This window comes from Noviherbaspirillum sp. ST9, from assembly GCF_048799745.1.
Lineage (GTDB): Bacteria > Pseudomonadota > Gammaproteobacteria > Burkholderiales > Burkholderiaceae_D > Noviherbaspirillum.
The window spans coordinates 192,289-211,051 of sequence record NZ_JBLWFR010000008.1 but is presented as its reverse complement, the minus strand read 5'-3'; the positions used below and the strand labels follow the sequence as shown (position 1 = coordinate 211,051).

The following is an 18,763-nucleotide window of genomic DNA, read 5'->3' as shown; positions in this document are numbered from 1 at the left end:
TCCGGCCCCGACCATCTCATTGAACCCCTATGCTGCTCGACTCGATCAAGACCCAGCTTGACGCCCTGTCCAAGTCGGAAAAGAAGGTGGCCATGGCCGTCCTGAAGAATCCCGACCTGGCCGTCTCCGGCAATATCACGGCGTTGGCGAAGAATGCGCAGGTATCGGAACCGACGGTCGTGCGCTTCTGCCGAGCACTGGGCTACGACGGCTGGCACGAGTTCAAGCTCAAGCTGGCGCAGACGCTGGCATTGGCCCTGCCGCAGGCCGACGAGTCGCCGCTGCAGGACGACCTTGCCGCCGACCTCGTCAGCAAGATCTGTAGCCGATCCATCAACACCCTGCTCGACCTGCGCAACAACCTGCAGCCAGCGGCGATCGAGAAGGCACTGGACGTGCTGGCGCGTTCCAGCAAGATCGAATTCTGGGGACAGGGCACGTCGGGTATCGTAGCAGCGGACGCGCAGCACAAGTTCTTCCGCTCTGGCGTGCACACGGTCGCCTACGCCGACCCGCACATCCATGCCATTTCTGCCGCCTTGCTGACCAAGGGTGATGCGGTGGTTGCCATTTCCCAGCGCGGCAACAGCACCGCCCTGCTGCACAGTGTGCAACTTGCGCGCAGGGTTGGCGCCGATGTCATTGCGCTCACGCCGAGCGGCACGCCGCTGGCGGAAGAAGCAACGGTGCTCGTCCCGATCGACCTCAGCTTCAACATCGACCCGTACACGCCGATCTCGGCACGGCTCGCGCATCTCGTGGTCATCGACATCCTCGCCGTGGGCCTGGCGCTCAAGCGCGGACCGGAATTCCGCAAGAAGATGCAAAACGCACAAAAAGCCTTGCAGAAGCTGGACATGCAATTCGATTCATTCCTGCGCCACCCGCCGAAGTTGTAGGACTTTCACCTCTGATCCAGATCCAACAGCGGCGCCGCCGATGGGGGTATCATTGGCCTTTTTTGCCGCTGACCACCCCGTCATGAACCAGCTCGAACAACTCAAGCAGTACACCACCATCGTCGCCGACACCGGCGATTTCCAGGCGATGAAGGCCTTCGCCCCGCGCGACGCGACGACCAACCCGTCGCTGATCCTGAAGGCCGTGCAGAAGGATGAATACAAGCCGCTGCTGGAAAAGGCCGTGCGCGACAACGTCCGCCTGCCGACCGGCGACGTGATCGACCGCCTGCTGATCGCCTTCGGCCTCGAAATCCTCAAGCTGATCCCCGGCCGCGTCTCGACCGAGACTGACGCCCGCCTGTCCTTCGACACCCAAGGCACCATCGACAAGGGTCGCGCCCTGATTGCCCTGTACGAAGCTGCCGGCATTTCGCGCGAGCGCGTGCTGATCAAGATTGCATCAACCTGGGAAGGCATCCAGGCGGCGCAGGTGCTGGAAAAAGAAGGCATCCGCTGCAACATGACCCTGCTGTTCGCACTGCCGCAAGCAATCGCTTGCGCGGACGCCAACGTGCAGCTCATCTCGCCCTTCGTCGGCCGCATTTACGACTGGTACAAGAAGTCGACCGGACAGGAATACACCGGCGCGGACGATCCGGGCGTGCAGTCCGTGAAGCGGATCTACAACTACTACCGCAAGTTCGGCTACAAGACCGAAGTGATGGGCGCGAGCTTCCGCAACACCTCGCAGATCGTCGAACTGGCCGGCTGCGACCTGCTGACGATCAGCCCGGAGCTGCTGCAGAAGCTGGCCGAAACCCAAGCGCCGGTTGCGCGCAAGCTCAGCGTTGAGGAAGCGAATGCGTCCGACCTGAAGAAGCTGACGCTCGACGAGAAGACCTTCCGCCTGATGCTCAACGACGACGCGATGGGCACCGAGAAGCTATCCGAAGGCATCCGCCTGTTCTGCGCGGACGCCGTGAAGTTGGAAAAGATGGTGGAAGCGCTACGCTAACCGCCTGAATGCGTGCCGCCGGACATGGCGGCACGCAAAGTTTCACCGTCCCGCTACGGCGTCCGCCATGGCAAACGCCGTATCCCCGCCCTGCTCGCGCAATCCTTGCACCACGCCGGCACGATTCTCCTCAGGCTGGTTCTGGCTCACCTTCCATTTACCCGCGAGACGCGAAATCGGTATTTCGATGCCGACAATCGCCTTCAGAAGTTTCTCGATGTAGTCCGCAGGCGCATCGTCGATGGTCCAAGGCTGCTTCCGCCCTGCCTCATGCTGCCCGCTCAGCCGTTCCAGCTGTGCCCGGATCCATGTCGTGTCGTCGATGACCTTTAGCGGACCATAGGCATGCACGACCATGTAGTTCCAGGTGGGGACCGCGCGGCCATCCACTTCCTTAGTCGGATACCACGACGGACTGATGTAGCCGTGTGCGCCTTGGAAAATCACGAGGGCTTCCACATCCGGGGAATAGTCCTTCCAGAGGGGATTGGCCCGGGCAATGTGTGCGCGCAGGACACCATGCTCCCCGTCGGCATCGAACTCGAACGGAATGTGATTGGCGTTGAGGCCAGACGCGCCCATCGTCACAATCGTGCCGAACGGGTGTTGACGCACGAGGCCGTGCAGGACGTCGAAGCGGCTTTCGTTAAATTGCGAGGGAATGTACATGTGCAGCCTTCAGGTCACTGGTTCGAGAACGATTTCCGATTTCAATGAATTCGCGATGAAGCACTGTTCGTGCGAATCGTGATGCATGCGGGCGAGCTCCTCCGGCGTGGGCCGTTGCTCGCCGGAAAACACGATGTCGGGCCGCAGCGTGATGCGTGTCATCGCCATCTTTCCGTCCGCATTCTTTTCCATGACTCCGGACGCGCGGTCGATATAACTGTCGACAATGAATCCGCGCTTTGCCGCGAAGCTCAGGAAGAACAGCATGTGACAGCTTGACGTGGCCGCGACCAAAGCCTCCTCCGGATCGACGCTGGCGGCATCGGACATGGGAACTGGAACGACATGCGGCGAGGAAGACGCCGGCACGTCGGCGCCGCCGTCAAACGTCCAGCGGTGCCCCCGGCTGTAGCGGTTGTCGGCAAACGCCTGGTCGCCTCGCTGCCAGGTAATCGTTGCATCGTAGCTATGCATGGCCAGTCCCTTCCCTTTGCATCGGTAAAAGCATAGCGTAACGAGATCATTGGCTTTCTTGAAGTGCCAATAAGTGCTATTTTTAGAATACCAATTGGAGTAGTACGACATGCACCTCGCCGATTCCCTCGCCACCATTCAGCTTTCGCCGGCCTCGGCCACACCGATGTTTCGCCAATTATATGAAGGCATCAAGCAATCGGTGCTGGCTGGGAGGATTACTCCGGGCGCGCAACTGCCGCCGACACGCGATCTCGCGCGACAGCTTGGTGTATCCAGGCAGACGGTGCTGAATGCGTATGAGCATCTCGTGGCGGAAGGCTATCTGGCGGGCACGGTTGGCAAGGGAACCTTCGTCAGCAAGATCTTGCCCGTCGCAGCGACGTTCTCAAAGCGTTCAGACGCGCACCCGCTGCGGCCGCTGTCCGCGCGTGGTGCACGTTTCATCGGGCCGGAGGTCGCGCTGAATACGCACGAAGGCCCACCCAAGGCGTTCCGCATCGGCATGCCGGGGCTCGACCTCTTCCCGTTCGACGTCTGGGCGCGGCTCGAGGCAAGGCGCTGGCGCCGGACACCGCACGAGCTCGGCTACAGCGCGCCGATCGGCTACAAACCCTTGCGGGAAGCACTGGCCGGCTATCTTGGCGCTTCGCGGGGCGTCCACTGCCATCCGGACCAGGTCGTCGTCACTTCCGGCTCGCAGCAGGCCCTGTTCCTGATCGCCTCCCTGCTCCTTGATCCGGGTGACGCTGCATGGGTCGAGGATCCCGGGTATCGCGGCATCAGCGCCTCCCTGCGCGCCGCCGAAGCACTCGTGTGCCCGGTGCCCGTTGATGATCAGGGCATCGTGGTTTCAGCAGGTAAATCAGCCTATTCGGATGCAAGGCTGGCGTACGTCACGCCTTCACACCAGCTCCCCCTTGGCACGACGATGAGTCTCGCCCGTCGACTGGAGCTGCTGGAATGGGCCAAGGCTAACAGGGCGTGGATCGTGGAGGACGACTACGACAGCGAATACCGCTACACCGGGCCGCCGCTGGCTTCGTTGCAAAGTCTCGACAAGACAGGGAGCGTCATTTATGTCGGCACGCTGTCCAAGGTCCTGTTCCCCGGCCTGCGGATGGGCTACATGGTATTGCCGCCCGCCCTCGTCGACGCCTTCGTCCAGGCGCGTGCCATCCTCGACCGCCACGCTGCCATCGTCCCCCAGATCGTGCTGACCGATTTCATTACGGAGGGACACTTCGGACGCCACATCAAGCGTACGCGCGAAGCCTACGGCGAACGGCGCATCACCTTGCTGGAAGCGATCGATTCGCATCTGGGCGAGCATGTGAAAGCAGGCGCGGCCGACGCGGGTCTGCAACTAACGACGACATTTGTTGCCCGCCGTGACGATCAGGAGATTGCCCTGCGGGCCGGGGAGAAAGGGATCGAGCTGAGGGCGCTGTCCCAGTTTTATCTGGACGACAGTACCTCTGCTGAATCCCTGACTGGGCTGGTGCTGGGTTTTGCACCGATCCCGATCAAGGACATCCGGCAGGCTGCGCCCGCGCTGCGGGACGTCCTCGATGAATAAGGATCAGATCACTGCCAGGAGGTAGACGCCACCCGCCGCAATGCCGGCGCCGAACGCGCGAACGGCGTGCCCCACTGATCGCGTACGGACGAGCGGGCCGACGGACAGGCCCGCGAGGTGCAGCATGACGGTTGCCGTGACGAAGCCCATGGCATAGGCCGCAAGGCCGCTTCCGCCTGGGATTTCGAGGCCGTGTGCGTATCCGTGTGCTGCGGCAAACAATGCAATGATCGGCAATCCGCCCCATGCCGGCATTTTCACGGCAAATGCGACCAGCAGTCCCAATACGAGGACACTACCCCCAACGCTGACTTCAGCATACGGAAGCGCATATCCCTCCGTGGCGATCAATGCGCCAAGCACCATCACAAGGGGGAAAGCGACAGGCAAGGCAATAGCCATGGCTCGACGCTGCTGCGACGCCCAGAAACCGACGGCGAGCATGGCCAGGAGATGGTCCCACCCAGCCAGGGGATGCGCAAAGCCGGAAGCGAAGCCCGCGACGTGATGCAGGCCGGGATGCGCCAGCGCCGGCATGGAAACGATTGCCGTCAGCGCAGCAGAACATTGAACGATTTTCCTGCCCGGGGTCTGGACCATTTCTTCCTCCGCAGATTGCATTGTCATTGAATTTGCCCCGCATTGGCGCGACGACGCACCAGTTCAAGGCGCTTTACTGCCCGATGACAGAGTTAGCAAAAGCCGCGCCCGGCCAGGAATGGGCTCAGGAGAAAAGATTGCTGTTGAAGGTGAAGTACCCGGCGAGGAACAGTGCCAACGCGATCGCGAACTGCTTCCAGAATTTCTTGTTAAACATGTCGTGGCCTCTTAAATGACATTGTCTTCCCTGAGCTGCGCGATATGCCGGTCATCGTAGCCCAGGCTGCGCAGGACTTCGGCATTGTGCTCGCCAAGCGCCGGCCCGAGCCATTTCGTCTCGCCGGGCGTTGCCGAAAGCTTCGGCGTAATGGCCGGCAGCTTGATCGGTGTTCCATCCGCAAAGGCGTGCTGCTCGAACATGCCGCGCGCGAGGAATTGCGGATCGCTCATCATGTCTTTTACCGAATAGATCTTGCCGACCGGGACGTCCGCCGCCTTCAGGATATTCAAAGCCTCATCGATGGTCTTCGTACTGCACCACGTTTGGATAGCGCCGTCGATTTCTTCCGTGCGGGGCACGCGTCCGTCATTTCGCGCAAGTTGCGGATCGTCGGCCATGTCCTGCCGCTCGATGGCAACCATCAGGCGCTTGAAGATCGCGTCGCCGTTCCCGGCGATGACGATGTTCTCGCCGTCCTTCGTCGTGTAGGTATTCGACGGAACGATGCCGGGCAATGCTCCGCCGGTTCGAGTGCGGACCACGCCGGCAAAGTCATATTCCGGAACCAGCGACTCCATCATGTTGAACACGGCTTCGTACAAGGCCACGTCGACCATCTGGCCCTGCCCTGCAACGCATGCATCGCCTGTCTTGCCATTCCAGCGGCCTCCGGTCGCGTCGCGATGGCGCAATGCCATCATCGCACCGATTACACCGTGCAAGGCGGCGACGGAATCCCCGATCGATACGCCGATGCGAACCGGCGGACGGTCAGGATGTCCGGACACATAGCGCATGCCGCCCATGGATTCGCCGATTGCGCCAAAGCCAGGCAAGTCCTTCATCGGGCCGCTCTGGCCGTAGCCCGACAGGCGGACCATGATTGTGGCCGGGTTGACCTTGTTCAGATCCTCGTAACCGATGCCCCACTTTTCCAGCACGCCCGGGCGATAGTTCTCGATGATGATGTCGGCCTCGAGCGCAAGCCGCTTTGCAATCTCCTGCCCGCGCGGATCCTTCATGTTCAGGGCCACGCTTTTCTTGTTGCGCGACTGCACATACCACCAGAGCGAGGTGCCGTCCTTCAGCACACGCCATTGACGGATCGGGTCACCACCGTCCGGTGCCTCGATCTTGATCACCTCGGCACCGAATTCGGCAAGCATGCGCGAGCAGAACGGGCCTGCGATCAGCGTACCGAGTTCGAGGACCTTGATGCCGGCGAGCGGCCCGGATGGTTTTTGTTCTGTCATGGCGTCGGTTGGAGACTAGGTGGATCGGCGGTCCAGCATGGCGCGTGCAATCGTGCCCGCGTCCACATATTCGAGCTCGCCACCCACGGGCACGCCGCGCGCCAGCCGGCTGACCTTCAGGCCGCGCGCCTTGAGTGTCTCGCTAATGTAATGGGCGGTTGCCTCGCCCTCGTTGGTGAAATTCGTTGCCAGCACGACCTCGGCGACGATGCCGTCGGTTGCACGCGCGATCAACTTTTCGAGGTGAATGTCCTTCGGTCCGATGCCGTCCAGCGGCGACAGCCGCCCCATCAGCACGAAGTACAGCCCTTTGTAGGTCAGGGTCTGCTCGATCATCATCTGATCGGCCGGCGTCTCGACTACGCAAAGCAGGCTCGCGTCGCGCGCAGAATCGAGGCAGGTCTCGCAGACCTCATTCTCGGTAAAGGTGTTGCACCTGTCGCAGTGGTGGATGCGCTCCACCGCCTGCGACAGCGCACGTCCGAGCATGGCCGCGCCGTCGCGGTCATGCTGCATCAGGTGATAGGCCATGCGCTGGGCCGATTTCGGGCCAACGCCCGGCAGGCGGCGCAATGCTTCGGTGAGGAATTCGAGGCTGGTCGGGGATTTCACTATCAGAACGGCATCTTGAAACCGGGCGGCAGCGGGAGGCCTGCCGTCATGCCGGCCATTTTTTCCTGGGAAGTCGCTTCCGCCTTGCGGACCGCATCATTGAACGCGGCGGCAACCAAGTCTTCCAGCATATCCTTGTCGTCACCCAGAAGCGAGGGATCGATCGACACGCGCTTGACGTCATTTTTGCAGGTCATGACAACCTTCACCATGCCGGCGCCGGACTGGCCTTCGACTTCGATCGTCGCCAGTTGCTCCTGCATCTTCTTCATGTTGTCCTGCATTTGCTGCGCTTGCTTCATCAGCCCTGCGAGTTGGCCCTTCATCATGGTCGTACTCCTTGTCTAAATGGGTTTGATCGATCCCGGCACGATGGTTGCGCCAAACTCGCGCATCATCGCCTGCACAAAAGGATCACGTTGGAGGTTTTCTTCGGCCTGGCGCAGCTTTGCCTCTCGGTCGGCAACCGCCTGCGCGTTGGCGGTCTGTTCGACCGCACCGATTTCTGTAGTGATACGCACGGGTTTCCCGAAATGCTCGGTCAGCGCCGCCGTCAGTTTTTCAATGGATCCGGCAGAGCGCAAGGTGTCGAGCGGAATGCGCAGGTGAATAGACACGCCATCACCGTTGTCCTCGCATTGCAGGAGCTCACTCTGCTGGGCAAGCTGCTGGACGACGCCGCGAAGCGGCAAGGCACCGGCGAGCGTCGGCCAGTCGCCATCCCAGTTCAGCGAGGGAATGGGAGTGGCGGGCAATGCCTTGGCACGCGGCGCAGGCGGCTCCGGCGGAGGCGCTGGCGCTGCCTCTTCTTCCATGACCGCGGTGTCGCCGAATGCGTCGTCCGCCGGTTTCAGTTCAGTTTTTTTTTGAGCCGCTGCCGGAGCAGAGTCGAAGTCCGCCCATTCCGGCGCTGGCGGCGGAGGATTGTCTTCCCAAGGCGGCGCAGAAGCTGATGCGGGAGGCGCAGGCGGCTGCACCGGAGGCGTGGGCGGCCGTGCCGCAACCGGTGCCGGTGATGCGGCCGCTTGCGGTTTGCCGGCATTGCGTGCGGCTTCGAGTGCGGCCCGCGCTGGACTCATGGCGCCTGCAGGACGCGCGGGGGCGGAAGAAGCGACAGGGGCCGCCTGGGGAGCCGCAACTGGCCGAGGCGCCGGAGCGGGAGCCGCGGCCTGAACCGGCGCGCGGGCAACCGGCTTCGCTTCGGCGCCGCCGACACCAGGGCGGAATGCAAGCATGCGCAACAGCGTCATGGAGAAGCCTGCAAACTCGTCCGGTGCAAGGCCAAGCTCATTCTTGCCGTGGACGGCAATCTGGTAAAAAAGATGAACTTCTTCCGCGTCGAAGGCGCCGGCCAGGCGAACGATGTCCTCACGTTCGGGGACATCGTCAGCGAGCGCGGCGGGCACGGTCTGCGCGAGTGCGATCCGGTGCAGCAAGGTCCCGAGATCCTGCAAGGCCGCGCTGTACGACAGGCTGCGCGTTGCCATCTCGTCGGCAACTGCCAGCAGTCCGGCTCCATCTTTTGCCGCAAGCGCGTCGAGCACGCGGATGAGGTAAGACTGATCGAGTGCGCCAAGCATGCCTTGCACGGACTCGAGCGTCACCTTCCCCGCCGCATAAGCGATAGCCTGGTCAGTCAGCGACAACGCATCGCGCATTGAGCCGTGCGCGCCCGCAGCGAGCAGTCGCAGCGCCGGCGGATCGTAGGAAATGCTTTCCTGGCCGAGGATGTTTTCGAGATGGCCGACGATATGGCCCGGCGGCATCTGCTTGAGATTGAACTGCAGGCAGCGCGAAAGAACCGTCACCGGAATCTTCTGCGGGTCCGTGGTCGCGAGAATGAACTTCACATGCTCCGGCGGCTCCTCCAGCGTCTTCAGCATGGAGTTGAACGCATGGTTCGTGAGCATGTGGACTTCGTCGATCATGTAGACCTTGAAGCGCGCATTCGACGGTGCGTAGATCGCCTGCTCCAGCAACTGCGCCATTTCATCGACGCCGCGATTCGAGGCCGCGTCCATTTCGATATAGTCGACAAAACGGCCGGCGTCGATGGCGGTACAGGCTTCGCATACGCCGCACGGTTTGGCGGTAATGCCCGTTTCGCAGTTGAGCGACTTGGCCAGGATGCGCGACAAGGTCGTCTTGCCGACGCCGCGCGTTCCGGTGAACAGATAGGCGTGATGCAAGCGTTGCTGGTCCAGCGCATGCGTGAGCGCCCGCACGACGTGCTCCTGCCCGACGAGCGTTTCAAAGCTCTTGGGGCGATACTTGCGGGCGAGAACTTGATAAGACATGGCTGCGCAGGCTGATAAGTGGTGGTCGCATTTTACCTGACCTGATGCAAGTTATAGCCGCGGATTGCGCGAATGGTGACGGTGGACGTATCCGTCGCGCAAGACGCGGATCACCGCAAAAAAAAGCAGGGAAATAAAAAGAGAAGAGGCGAGCCTTGTCTACGGCACTTGCGGGGAATGGCTGTGGCTGCTTCGTTCCCGACCTGACCAGGTTGACCATGCCACAATGCGCAGGGGCCCGCCAAGCGCCATTCTATCAGCAATAGCCTCCGCGCGCCCCTGAATTTCTCGAGTTGACTGGAATCAAAGTCCGAGTTGCTGCCAGATTCCGTCGACTTTCGCCTTCACTTCGGGGGTCATTTCAATCGTGCGCCCCCACTCGCGACTGGTTTCCCCCGGCCATTTATTCGTGGCGTCAATTCCCATCTTGCTGCCCAAGCCGCTGACCGGAGAGGCGAAATCGAGGTAATCGATCGGTGTGTTGTCGACCAGCGTGGTATCGCGGAAAGGATCGACGCGCGTCGTAATCGCCCAGATCACTTCCTTCCAGTCGCGCACATTCACGTCGTCGTCGACCACGACGATGAACTTCGTATACATGAACTGACGCAGGAAGCTCCACACGCCGAACATCACCCGCTTCGCATGCCCGGGATAGGACTTCTTCATCTGAACCACGGCCATGCGATAGCTGCAGCCTTCCGGCGGAAGGTAGAAGTCGGTGATTTCAGGGAACTGCTTTTGCAGCAGTGGAATGAAGACTTCGTTCAAGGCCAATCCGAGCACAGCCGGTTCATCGGGCGGCTTGCCCGTATATGTAGAGTGATAGATCGGATCGCGGCGCATGGTAATGCGGTCGATGGTGAAGACCGGGAACCACTCCTGCTCATTGTAATAACCGGTGTGATCGCCGTACGGCCCCTCCAGTGCATGCTCGTAGCCGCTCGGATGAGACTCGTCGGGATAGATGTGCCCCTCGAGCACGATCTCCGCCGAAGCCGGCACTCGCAATTCGCTGCCGATGGCCTTCACCAGGTCAGTACGACTGCCACGCAGCAGGCCTGCAAACTGATATTCGGAGAGCGTATCCGGCACCGGCGTCACTGCGCCCAGGATTGTCGCGGGATCAGCGCCAAGCGCGACAGCGATCGGATAAGGCTTGCCCTTGTTGACGATGCCGTGCTCACGGAAGTCGAGCGCACCACCCCGATGCGCCAGCCAGCGCATGATGACCTTGTTGCGGCCGATGACCTGCTGGCGATAGATGCCGAGGTTCTGCCGCTTCTTGTTCGGCCCCTTGGTCACCACAAGCCCCCAGGTAATGAGCGGTGCCACGTCGCCAGGCCAGCAATGCTGGATCGGCAACTTTGCGAGATCTACGTCATTACCCTCCCACACCACATCCTGGCACGGCGCGGAACGATGCTCGCGCGGCGCCATGTCCCAGAGGGACTTCACCATGGAACCCAATCCGAGCACATCCTTGAAGCCTTTCGGCGGTTCCGGCTCCTTTAGCGAGGACAGCACGTGGCCGATCTTGCGCAGCTCGCTGATATCGTTCGCCCCCATGCCGAGCGCGACGCGGCGCGTCGTGCCAAACAGGTTTCCCAAGACGGGGATGGAATGCCCTTCAGGCTTCTCGAAAATAAGCGCCGGGCCGCCCGTGCGCAACGTGCGGTCGCAAACCTCGGTCATCTCGAGATACGGCGAAACCGCAACCTGGACGCGCTTTAATTCACCCAACTGTTGCAGTTGGGAAATAAAATCCCGCAAATCGGAATATTTCATGATTTTTGACAAAGTGTGAGGGCAACTTCTGTTTTTAAAATTCAAGCCCAAGTCGTTGATTTTATTGGCTTAATGTTGCGCCGCAGCGAGATTTCAAGATTCAAAAGTAATAAAGACTTGATTCTATAGTATTGACTCGATATAAACACCCCCCTAAAATTCGCCCAACTTGATGAGGAAGCGGGCCGGGGGAAGCAGGGCTACGCATCGAGAATCCTCATCACTCACGGGATCGGGGTCCCACATGACATTTTAAGGAGTGTTTTCAAAAGGCGTCTGCCTTATCCCCGAAAAAAGTTGCTTGCCACTGTTCCGGCCCCTTCTGCGCCGCCAGTCCTGAGCAAGCAATTCCGACGTCTGCCGATTGCGCCGCGCGCGATGACAGACGATGTAACTGATTCACGGCAAACACAAGCGTCTACAAGGCTCTGTAGTGGGCTCTTCGCTTGCCGCGAGATTTCAGGGAGATTCAAATGATTAATCGTTTCATCAGGGTGACGTCCGACTTCACCCGCAAGAAAGCCAGCCAGTCGGCGGCATGGGCGGTCGTCGCCCGTGACACCGTCAGCGGCTTCATCACCACCGCGCACCACATGCTGATGGTGCTCGGCATTCTCGCAATCGCAGCGCTGGGCATCATGTTCGTCAAGCCCGAGGTCACCGACCACCTGAAGGCGTTGTCGCCGTTCGCACAGGCAGAAATCGAAGAAGCGGAACTGCCCCAGACCGCCGAGCTGCTGGATATGCCCGCGCCCACTATCGCCAAGCAAGACGTGGCTGAGAAGGCAGATGCCGCCGTGCGCACTGACGCGAAGAATCAGGCCGCCAGCACCCGACAGCAGCAATGGGTGACCGCATGGCTGTCCAAGCGGTACCGTGTCGCGACCGATGCGACCGACATGCTGGTGTCTGCCGCCTACCTGACGGCCAAGGAAATCAAGCTCGATCCGCTGCTCATCCTGTCGGTCATGGCCATTGAATCCCGCTTCAATCCGTTTGCAGAAAGCCCTGTCGGCGCACAAGGCCTCATGCAGGTAATGTCCAAGGTCCACCGCGACAAGTTTGAAGAACTCGGCGGCGTAAAAGCAGCATTGAATCCGATCGCCAACATCAAAGTCGGCTCGCTGATCCTGAAGGACTATGTGAACCGTGGTGGCTCCGTCGAAGCGGGCCTGAAGCTGTACGTTGGCGCAGGCGCATCCGAGTCGGACGCTGGCTACGGTGCCAAGGTGCTGGCGGAGTACCAGCGACTGAAGGAAGTCGCGATGGGCAAGAAGGTGCCGGTCTACTCCACCTCCGCGAGTTCGACCGTGCAGAAGGCACGTCCGCAGGAACGCAAGGTCGAAGCCGTCGAGGAAGCGGCTGCTTCGGGTTCTGCCAACCAACCGCTCGCACAGGCCGACCACGCGTCCGCACTGTAATTGCGGCGTTTAGCCAATAAAAAAAGGAGCCTGCGGCTCCTTTTTTTATTCCTGGTGACTGATTTCAGCGGCGCTCCGCGAAGAATTTCTCCAAACGTGAAACAGCCTCGCGCAGGTTATCCAGCGAGGTCGCATAAGAGAGCCGGATGTACTGCCTCGCCGTGAACGGCCCGAAGTCGAGGCCGGGCACCAGCACAACCCCTGCCTGGTTCAGCATGTCGATCGTCAGCTTGTCGGCATCATCCGAAAGTGCTGAACAGTCCGCATATACATAGAAAGCTCCATCAGGAGTTACCGGCACCTTGAAGCCCAGCTGCCTGAGCGCAGGAACGATGTAGTCCCGCCGCCGCTTGAACTCCGCCTTGCGCTGTTCGTAGATAGCGATCGACTCGGGCGCAAAGCAGGCGACGCCCGCATGTTGAGCAATGCTGGATGCGCAGATGAACAGGTTCTGCGCCAGCTTTTCCACTTGCGGCACCATGAACTCAGGTACGACCAGCCAGCCCAGGCGCCAGCCCGTCATGTTGAAGTACTTTGAAAAGCTGTTGATGACGATAACGTCTTCGCCGAGCGACAGCGCCGAAAACGGCTCTTCGTCGTAGGTCAGTCCCTGATAGATCTCATCGACGATCGTAAAACCACCCTTGTCCCGAACGGTCCCTACGATCTTTGCAAGCTCGTGATGCGGAATCGATGTGCCGGTCGGATTCGAAGGCGACGCGAGCAACACGCCCCGCGTCTTGTCGGTCCACTGCTCCCGGACCACGTCGTCGGACAGCTGGAAACGCTGCTCCGGGCCGCTCGGAATCATCCTCGCTTGCCCATTGAACGCGGCGACGAAATGGCGATTGCAAGGGTACGACGGATCCGGCATCAGCACTTCGGAACCAGTTTCGACCAACGCAGCACAAGCAAGGAGCAACGCAGCCGAGGCGCCGGCCGTGACCACGATGCGTGAAGGCGCGACCTGCAACCCGTAGACACGCAAGTAATGCTCTGAAATTGCTTCGCGCAGCGCGGGAATGCCGATAGCAGACGTGTACTGGAGCCGGCCGTCACCCATGGCGCGCGCCGCGGCCTCAATAACCGGTGGCGCCGCCGTGAAGTCGGGCTCGCCGATGCCCATGTGAATGATGGAGCGGCCCTGCCGTTCCAGTTCGGTTGCCATCTTCGCCAGCTCCATGACGTGGAAGGGGGCGATATTGGCAAGGCGGGAAGCGAGGATTGGATTCATCGCAGGATGTGAGTCGTGCAATCGCCGGCTGGTGGCCGGCGACAAGGGGAGGTGCGGCAGAACGGTCAGTGCTGGCCGCGCTTCTTCGCGTCTTCGACCTCGACGGAGCGTGCAGTCGCTGCAAACTTGTCGAGGACACCGTTGACATACTTGTGACCATCGATGCCGCCAAAGGACTTGGTCAGCTCCACTGCCTCGTTAATCACTACCTTGTAGGGGATCTCGATGTGGTTGGTCAGCTCGTATGCACCGATCAGCAGGGCGGCATGCTCGACTGGCGATAACTGGTCGATCGGGCGATCGATCATCGGGGCAAGGCCTTCGCGCAAGGTAACCGCCTGCTTGATCGCGCCGTGGAGCAGCGCGTCGAAATGCTCGGCATCAGCCTTGTTGAAACCGTGCGCCTCGCGAATGTGGGCGTCAATCGCGCCGGCATCCTCATTGTTCAGGAGCCATTGATAGAGGCCCTGCAGCGCAAATTCTCGCGCACGATGGCGCGGTGTGCGATTCTTGTTCGGATTCGCGTGGACAGTCGTCTTTTGCGTCATTGCTTACTCTTCCTCTGTCACTTCTGCGAGTTCTTCCAGCGCAATCGAAAGATTGGTCATTTCCACGACGACACGCGCAGCGTCGGCGCCCTTCTCTGCCATGCGCGCCTCAGCCTGCTCGTCGGTGTCCGTCGTCAGGACTGCGTTGGCGATGGGAATGCCGAAATCCAGGCCGACGCGGGTGATACCGGCGCCGGATTCGTTGGATACCAGTTCAAAGTGATAAGTCTCGCCGCGTATGACCGCGCCAATCGCAATCAGTGCATCGAATTGCTGGGTTTCCGCCATCTTCTGCAGCGCCAGCGGAATTTCGAGTGCGCCCGGCACGGTGACATGCAATACATCCTCGTCGGCGACGCCAAGACGCTTCAGTTCGGCGAGGCAGGAAGACAGGAGGCCGTGGCAAACGTCTTCATTGAAGCGGGCTTGCACGATGCCGATACGCAGGCCTTCGCCGCTCAAATTCGTTTCGTAAGTTCCTACGGTCATGGTATTTCCTTCATGCGCGATTGCGCTCATGGGTATTGGGACCGAGCACCACGTTCGTCCGACGAGGCAGTGCTTGGCCATTTCTTATTCGACATGTCATCAGCCCTCGGCGCGCTGGCGCCCGGGGGGGAGATGTCAGTTCTCCGGCTTTGCCTGGTAGCCGGTCACCTCAAGGTCAAAACCGGTCATCGATGGCATCTTGCGCGGGCTGGCAAGCAGCTTCATCTTGCCGACCTGGAGGTCTTTCAGGATCTGGGCGCCAATGCCGTAGGTACGCAGGTCCATGCGCGACTCGCGCGGTTGCGGCTTCTGCTCGGGCTTGCTAAGCGCATCGAACTGCGCAAACATTTGTTCAGCCGACTCCTCGCAGTTGAGCAGGACCATGACGCCGCGTTCGGACGCCTTGATGGCCGCCATTGCCGAAGCCATGTTCCATGAATGGGTAGTCGCCTGTGTTTCGAGCAGGTCCAGGATGGAAACCGGCTGATGCACACGCACCAGCGTTTCGCCATCCGGGGTGATATCGCCATGAACCAGGGCGAGGTGCGCACCGCCGCTCGGCTTGTCACGGTATGCGATGGCCTTGAACGGCCCATGCACGGTGTGCATGGTGCGCTCGGCCAGGCGCTCGACGATGCTTTCGTTCTGGCTGCGATAATGAATCAGGTCGGCGATGGTGCCGATCTTCAGCCCATGCTCCTTTGCGAACTCGATGAGGTCCGGCAGACGCGCCATGGTGCCGTCGTCCTTCATGATTTCGCAGATTACGGCTGCGGGGGTCAGCCCGGCCAGTTCGGCAAAATCGCAACCTGCCTCGGTATGACCGGCGCGCATCAGGACGCCGCCCTTCTGTGCCTTCAGCGGGAAGATGTGGCCCGGCTGCACAATATCGGACGGCTTCGCATTCTTGGCCACCGCGACCTGGACGGTCTTTGCGCGGTCCGCTGCGGAAATACCGGTTGTGACACCCTCCGCCGCTTCGATCGAGACCGTGAAATTGGTGCCGTAGGACGTCCCGTTCCGGGTCGTCATCATCGGCAGGTTCAGGAGGTTGCAACGTTCTTCGGTGAGGGTCAGGCAGATCAGGCCGCGCCCGAACTTGGCCATGAAGTTGATTGCTTCCGGAGTGACGAACTCGGCGGCAAGGACGAGGTCGCCCTCGTTTTCGCGGTCTTCCTCGTCAACGAGGATGACCATGCGGCCCGCGCGCAGTTCGGCAATGATTTCTTGAGTTGTTGAAATAGCCATGACTTGAATCCTGTGTAGCTCGCTATTTTAAAGGATTTGGGGGCCGTCCCACTTTCAAGTTTGAAACTTGTGCGGACGGCGCGGCCAAATCGTCAGGCCTTGGCGCTCAACATCCGCTCGACGTAACGCGCGATCAGGTCGATCTCGAGGTTCACCTTGACTCCCGGCTTCAAGTGCTTGAGCGTTGTTACTTCGACAGTATGCGGAATGAGGTTGATCGAAAACGCGCAGGCATCCTTTGTGTCCTCGACCCGATTGACCGTCAGGGAAACCCCGTTGACGACGATGGACCCCTTGTAGGCGAGGTATTTCGCCAGCTCCCTGGGGGCGGCGATCACGAGTTCCATCGACTCGCCCACCGACTCGAACTTGCGCACGTCACCCAGCCCGTCCACATGGCCGGAAACAAGGTGGCCGCCAAGCCGATCGGCCAGCGTCAGCGCCTTTTCCAGGTTGACCTCACCCGTAGCGTCCAGTCCTGCCGTGCGATTCAGGCTCTCGCGGGAAACGTCTACGGTGAACCCGGCTTCCGTCTTGCTGACCACAGTCATGCACGCGCCATTCAGGGCGATCGAGTCGCCCAGGGCGACGTCTGCCATTGGCAGTCCGCCAGCGTCGATCGTCAAGCGGACGCCGGCGTCCGCCTCGCCGCCAAGCGGAGTGATGGATGTGATTTTGCCGACGGCGGCAACGATTCCGGTAAACATGGGCAGATCCGATCAGGTAAAACGGGCAAGGATACGCAAATCGGGACCGATTTGCTTGATTTCGTGGAATGTGAGGTGCTTTCGGCCGTCGAGCGATTCGAGCGCGGGAAGATCGAACAGGCCGCGCGCATCCCCGAGGAGACTCGGAGCAAGATACAGCAACAGTTCGTCGACACATCCTTCGCGAATCAAGGAGCCGTTCAGCTTGAAGCCGGCCTCGACATGCAATTCATTGATCTGGCGCGCACCCAACTCCTTGATGAGCGCGGGTAGGTCGACCTTGCCAGCGGCGTTGGGCAGTTGGATGATTTCAGCGCCTTTGTCACGCAGGCATGCCTCTTTTTCGGTGTCCGAAACTGCCGTGACAATCCATGTACCACCTCCTTCAAGGATTCGCGCGTCTGTTCGGATCTGAAGGCGGCTGTCGACGACGATCCGTCGCGGCTGCCGAGGCGTTTCAATGGCACGGACCGTCAGTTGCGGGTCATCTTCCAGCACCGTACCGATGCCGGTCAGGACTGCACAGGCGCGGGCGCGCCACCAATGCCCATCGTCGCGCGCACCCGGCGACGTGATCCACTGGCTCAGTCCATTGTGCAGGGCAGTCCTGCCGTCCAGGCTGGAAGCAGCTTTCATCCGCACCCAGGGTTTGCCCTGCCGCATGCGGGACATGAATCCGATGTTGATTTCGCGCGCCTGTTCTTCGAGCACACCGGACACGACCTCGATGCCCGCCGCCTCAAGCTTCGACCGCCCTTGCCCCCCAACGAGTGGATTGGGGTCGCCGACCGCCATGACGACTTTCGCCACTCCTGCCTTGATCAAGGCGTCGGCGCAAGGAGGGGTACGTCCAAAATGACTGCACGGTTCAAGCGTCACATACACGGTCGCTCCTCGGAGGTCATAACCCCGGTCCAAGGCATCGTTCATCGCCTGCACCTCCGCATGCGCTTGGCCGGGAGGTTGCGTGTTCCCCGCCCCAATGACCGTACCGTCCTTGACGATGACGCACCCAACGCGTGGGTTGGGCGTCGTAATGAACATGGATTTTGCTGCCCATTGGAGGGCCAGCTCCATGCCCTGCATGTCGTTGTCGATTCTCACTGATTGCCTGTCTGGTTCACGGGGACTGTGCCCGCATATGGCAGGCTAGCAGGTGTCCGTATCGATTTCCGGATTGCAGATGCGGGGACGACCGATGAAGTTCAGCTTGATCTTCCTGACCTTGCTTTCCAGCTCGAAAGTAAAGGTTCCGAACTGAGTCCGATACCCATTGTCATGGGTCCGTGTACGCCCCGCCCCGTTGTATGCAAGGTATTGTACTGTCGAATCCGTCAGCCTGGCCGTGATATGCATGCCCTTAGGCGCCGGCCCATGCCTGAAAATGATGACATCCTTGTCTCCGGCTCGCTGGTCGCGGTTCTTGTCGATGAAAACAACCCACCCCTGCGCCCAATCCCCCTCTTCGCCGGCGGGCACCATGTCCACGCGTATGCCTCGCTGTACGGCTTCGGCACGGGCAAGGTTGATCGCTGCGAAAAAATCGTTCGTTGTGGCGGTAATCTGCGTATTCCGGATCAAGCTGACAAAACTGGGCACAGCCGCCGTAAAGAGAATCGCTGCTACGGACAACGTGACGGCAAGTTCGATCAGCGTAAATCCCCGGCTGGAGCGCAGAAGAAATGGCGAGCGTCGTTTCATTCCGGC

The 18,763-nt window shown here is 60.6% G+C and carries 19 protein-coding genes and 1 other RNA gene; 4 read left to right on the top strand and 16 right to left on the bottom strand.

Features of this window, described 5'->3' with window-relative positions:
* Positions 1–29: 29 nt before the first annotated feature.
* Together ACNOHI_RS19585 and tal are read left to right on the top strand one after the other, a co-directional pair.
* Positions 30–899 (top strand): SIS domain-containing protein, encoded by an 870-nt coding sequence (locus tag ACNOHI_RS19585; RefSeq protein WP_420476379.1) that lies wholly within the window; start codon positions 30–32, stop codon positions 897–899.
* An 82-nt stretch (positions 900–981) separates the two neighbouring features.
* Entirely contained in the window at positions 982–1,917 is a 936-nt protein-coding gene (tal, locus tag ACNOHI_RS19580; RefSeq protein ID WP_420476378.1) for a transaldolase, read from the top strand.
* Between the two features lie 42 nt (positions 1,918–1,959).
* On the opposite strand, the gene ACNOHI_RS19575 is transcribed toward tal, so the two are convergent.
* Together ACNOHI_RS19575 and ACNOHI_RS19570 are read right to left on the bottom strand one after the other, a co-directional pair.
* Positions 1,960–2,586: an FMN-binding negative transcriptional regulator gene (locus ACNOHI_RS19575; RefSeq protein ID WP_420476377.1), complete on the bottom strand. Its 627-nt coding sequence runs from the start codon at positions 2,584–2,586 to the stop codon at positions 1,960–1,962.
* A gap of 9 nt (positions 2,587–2,595) precedes the next feature.
* Entirely contained in the window at positions 2,596–3,060 is a 465-nt protein-coding gene (locus ACNOHI_RS19570) for an OsmC family protein (RefSeq protein ID WP_420476376.1), read from the bottom strand.
* 166 nt (positions 3,061–3,226) lie between these two features.
* On the opposite strand from ACNOHI_RS19570, the gene ACNOHI_RS19565 reads away from it, so the two are divergent.
* A complete protein-coding gene (locus tag ACNOHI_RS19565) occupies positions 3,227–4,639 on the top strand; it encodes a PLP-dependent aminotransferase family protein (protein WP_420476375.1) in 1,413 nt (470 codons plus the stop codon).
* A 3-nt stretch (positions 4,640–4,642) separates the two neighbouring features.
* Here the strand turns inward: ACNOHI_RS19565 and ACNOHI_RS19560 are convergent, their stop codons facing one another.
* The 7 genes from ACNOHI_RS19560 to ubiD all read right to left on the bottom strand — a co-directional run bounded on the left by ACNOHI_RS19560 (position 4,643) and on the right by ubiD (position 11,409).
* Positions 4,643–5,266, bottom strand: a complete 624-nt coding sequence (locus ACNOHI_RS19560) for a HupE/UreJ family protein (RefSeq protein WP_420476374.1) — start codon at positions 5,264–5,266, stop codon at positions 4,643–4,645.
* Between the two features lie 201 nt (positions 5,267–5,467).
* Positions 5,468–6,712, bottom strand: a complete 1,245-nt coding sequence (locus ACNOHI_RS19555; RefSeq protein ID WP_420476373.1) for a CaiB/BaiF CoA transferase family protein — start codon at positions 6,710–6,712, stop codon at positions 5,468–5,470.
* A 15-nt stretch (positions 6,713–6,727) separates the two neighbouring features.
* Positions 6,728–7,324, bottom strand: coding sequence for a recombination mediator RecR (gene recR, locus ACNOHI_RS19550; RefSeq protein WP_420476372.1), 597 nt, complete (start codon positions 7,322–7,324; stop codon positions 6,728–6,730).
* 2 nt (positions 7,325–7,326) lie between these two features.
* Positions 7,327–7,653, bottom strand: a complete 327-nt coding sequence (locus tag ACNOHI_RS19545; protein WP_420476371.1) for a YbaB/EbfC family nucleoid-associated protein — start codon at positions 7,651–7,653, stop codon at positions 7,327–7,329.
* Between the two features lie 15 nt (positions 7,654–7,668).
* A complete protein-coding gene (locus ACNOHI_RS19540) occupies positions 7,669–9,621 on the bottom strand; it encodes a DNA polymerase III subunit gamma/tau (RefSeq protein WP_420476370.1) in 1,953 nt (650 codons plus the stop codon).
* 144 nt (positions 9,622–9,765) lie between these two features.
* An RNA gene (ffs, locus tag ACNOHI_RS19535) (signal recognition particle sRNA small type) lies at positions 9,766–9,864 on the bottom strand.
* 60 nt (positions 9,865–9,924) lie between these two features.
* A complete protein-coding gene (ubiD, locus tag ACNOHI_RS19530) occupies positions 9,925–11,409 on the bottom strand; it encodes a 4-hydroxy-3-polyprenylbenzoate decarboxylase (RefSeq protein ID WP_420476369.1) in 1,485 nt (494 codons plus the stop codon).
* Positions 11,410–11,882: 473 nt separating this feature from the next.
* On the opposite strand from ubiD, the gene ACNOHI_RS19525 reads away from it, so the two are divergent.
* Complete coding sequence (locus ACNOHI_RS19525; RefSeq protein ID WP_420476368.1) at positions 11,883–12,830, top strand: transglycosylase SLT domain-containing protein; 948 nt, start codon at positions 11,883–11,885, stop codon at positions 12,828–12,830.
* A 64-nt stretch (positions 12,831–12,894) separates the two neighbouring features.
* Here ACNOHI_RS19525 and ACNOHI_RS19520 read toward each other — a convergent pair whose 3' ends face one another.
* From ACNOHI_RS19520 to ACNOHI_RS19490, 7 genes are all read right to left on the bottom strand, one after another.
* Entirely contained in the window at positions 12,895–14,064 is a 1,170-nt protein-coding gene (locus ACNOHI_RS19520) for a pyridoxal phosphate-dependent aminotransferase (RefSeq protein ID WP_420476367.1), read from the bottom strand.
* Between the two features lie 65 nt (positions 14,065–14,129).
* Entirely contained in the window at positions 14,130–14,612 is a 483-nt protein-coding gene (nusB, locus tag ACNOHI_RS19515; RefSeq protein ID WP_420476366.1) for a transcription antitermination factor NusB, read from the bottom strand.
* A 3-nt stretch (positions 14,613–14,615) separates the two neighbouring features.
* Positions 14,616–15,101, bottom strand: coding sequence for a 6,7-dimethyl-8-ribityllumazine synthase (gene ribH, locus ACNOHI_RS19510; RefSeq protein WP_420476365.1), 486 nt, complete (start codon positions 15,099–15,101; stop codon positions 14,616–14,618).
* A gap of 135 nt (positions 15,102–15,236) precedes the next feature.
* A complete protein-coding gene (ribBA, locus tag ACNOHI_RS19505; protein ID WP_420476364.1) occupies positions 15,237–16,349 on the bottom strand; it encodes a bifunctional 3,4-dihydroxy-2-butanone-4-phosphate synthase/GTP cyclohydrolase II in 1,113 nt (370 codons plus the stop codon).
* 92 nt (positions 16,350–16,441) lie between these two features.
* Positions 16,442–17,056: a riboflavin synthase gene (locus tag ACNOHI_RS19500; RefSeq protein ID WP_420476363.1), complete on the bottom strand. Its 615-nt coding sequence runs from the start codon at positions 17,054–17,056 to the stop codon at positions 16,442–16,444.
* 12 nt (positions 17,057–17,068) lie between these two features.
* A complete protein-coding gene (gene ribD, locus ACNOHI_RS19495; protein ID WP_420476473.1) occupies positions 17,069–18,142 on the bottom strand; it encodes a bifunctional diaminohydroxyphosphoribosylaminopyrimidine deaminase/5-amino-6-(5-phosphoribosylamino)uracil reductase RibD in 1,074 nt (357 codons plus the stop codon).
* A gap of 63 nt (positions 18,143–18,205) precedes the next feature.
* On the bottom strand, positions 18,206–18,757 hold the full coding sequence (locus tag ACNOHI_RS19490) for a GspH/FimT family pseudopilin (protein WP_420476362.1): 552 nt from the start codon (positions 18,755–18,757) through the stop codon (positions 18,206–18,208).
* Positions 18,758–18,763: the final 6 nt, after the last annotated feature.

Coding starts and splice junctions, on each gene's coding strand:
- ACNOHI_RS19585 (WP_420476379.1), top strand. CDS start 30: ATGCTGCTCGACTCGATCAAGACCCAGCTTGACGCCCTGTCCAAGTCG.
- tal (WP_420476378.1), top strand. CDS start 982: ATGAACCAGCTCGAACAACTCAAGCAGTACACCACCATCGTCGCCGAC.
- ACNOHI_RS19575 (WP_420476377.1), bottom strand. CDS start 2,586: ATGTACATTCCCTCGCAATTTAACGAAAGCCGCTTCGACGTCCTGCAC.
- ACNOHI_RS19570 (WP_420476376.1), bottom strand. CDS start 3,060: ATGCATAGCTACGATGCAACGATTACCTGGCAGCGAGGCGACCAGGCG.
- ACNOHI_RS19565 (WP_420476375.1), top strand. CDS start 3,227: ATGTTTCGCCAATTATATGAAGGCATCAAGCAATCGGTGCTGGCTGGG.
- ACNOHI_RS19560 (WP_420476374.1), bottom strand. CDS start 5,266: ATGACAATGCAATCTGCGGAGGAAGAAATGGTCCAGACCCCGGGCAGG.
- ACNOHI_RS19555 (WP_420476373.1), bottom strand. CDS start 6,712: ATGACAGAACAAAAACCATCCGGGCCGCTCGCCGGCATCAAGGTCCTC.
- ACNOHI_RS19545 (WP_420476371.1), bottom strand. CDS start 7,653: ATGATGAAGGGCCAACTCGCAGGGCTGATGAAGCAAGCGCAGCAAATG.
- ACNOHI_RS19540 (WP_420476370.1), bottom strand. CDS start 9,621: ATGTCTTATCAAGTTCTCGCCCGCAAGTATCGCCCCAAGAGCTTTGAA.
- ubiD (WP_420476369.1), bottom strand. CDS start 11,409: ATGAAATATTCCGATTTGCGGGATTTTATTTCCCAACTGCAACAGTTG.
- ACNOHI_RS19525 (WP_420476368.1), top strand. CDS start 11,883: ATGATTAATCGTTTCATCAGGGTGACGTCCGACTTCACCCGCAAGAAA.
- ACNOHI_RS19520 (WP_420476367.1), bottom strand. CDS start 14,064: ATGAATCCAATCCTCGCTTCCCGCCTTGCCAATATCGCCCCCTTCCAC.
- nusB (WP_420476366.1), bottom strand. CDS start 14,612: ATGACGCAAAAGACGACTGTCCACGCGAATCCGAACAAGAATCGCACA.
- ribH (WP_420476365.1), bottom strand. CDS start 15,101: ATGACCGTAGGAACTTACGAAACGAATTTGAGCGGCGAAGGCCTGCGT.
- ribBA (WP_420476364.1), bottom strand. CDS start 16,349: ATGGCTATTTCAACAACTCAAGAAATCATTGCCGAACTGCGCGCGGGC.
- ACNOHI_RS19500 (WP_420476363.1), bottom strand. CDS start 17,056: ATGTTTACCGGAATCGTTGCCGCCGTCGGCAAAATCACATCCATCACT.
- ribD (WP_420476473.1), bottom strand. CDS start 18,142: ATGCAGGGCATGGAGCTGGCCCTCCAATGGGCAGCAAAATCCATGTTC.
- ACNOHI_RS19490 (WP_420476362.1), bottom strand. CDS start 18,757: ATGAAACGACGCTCGCCATTTCTTCTGCGCTCCAGCCGGGGATTTACG.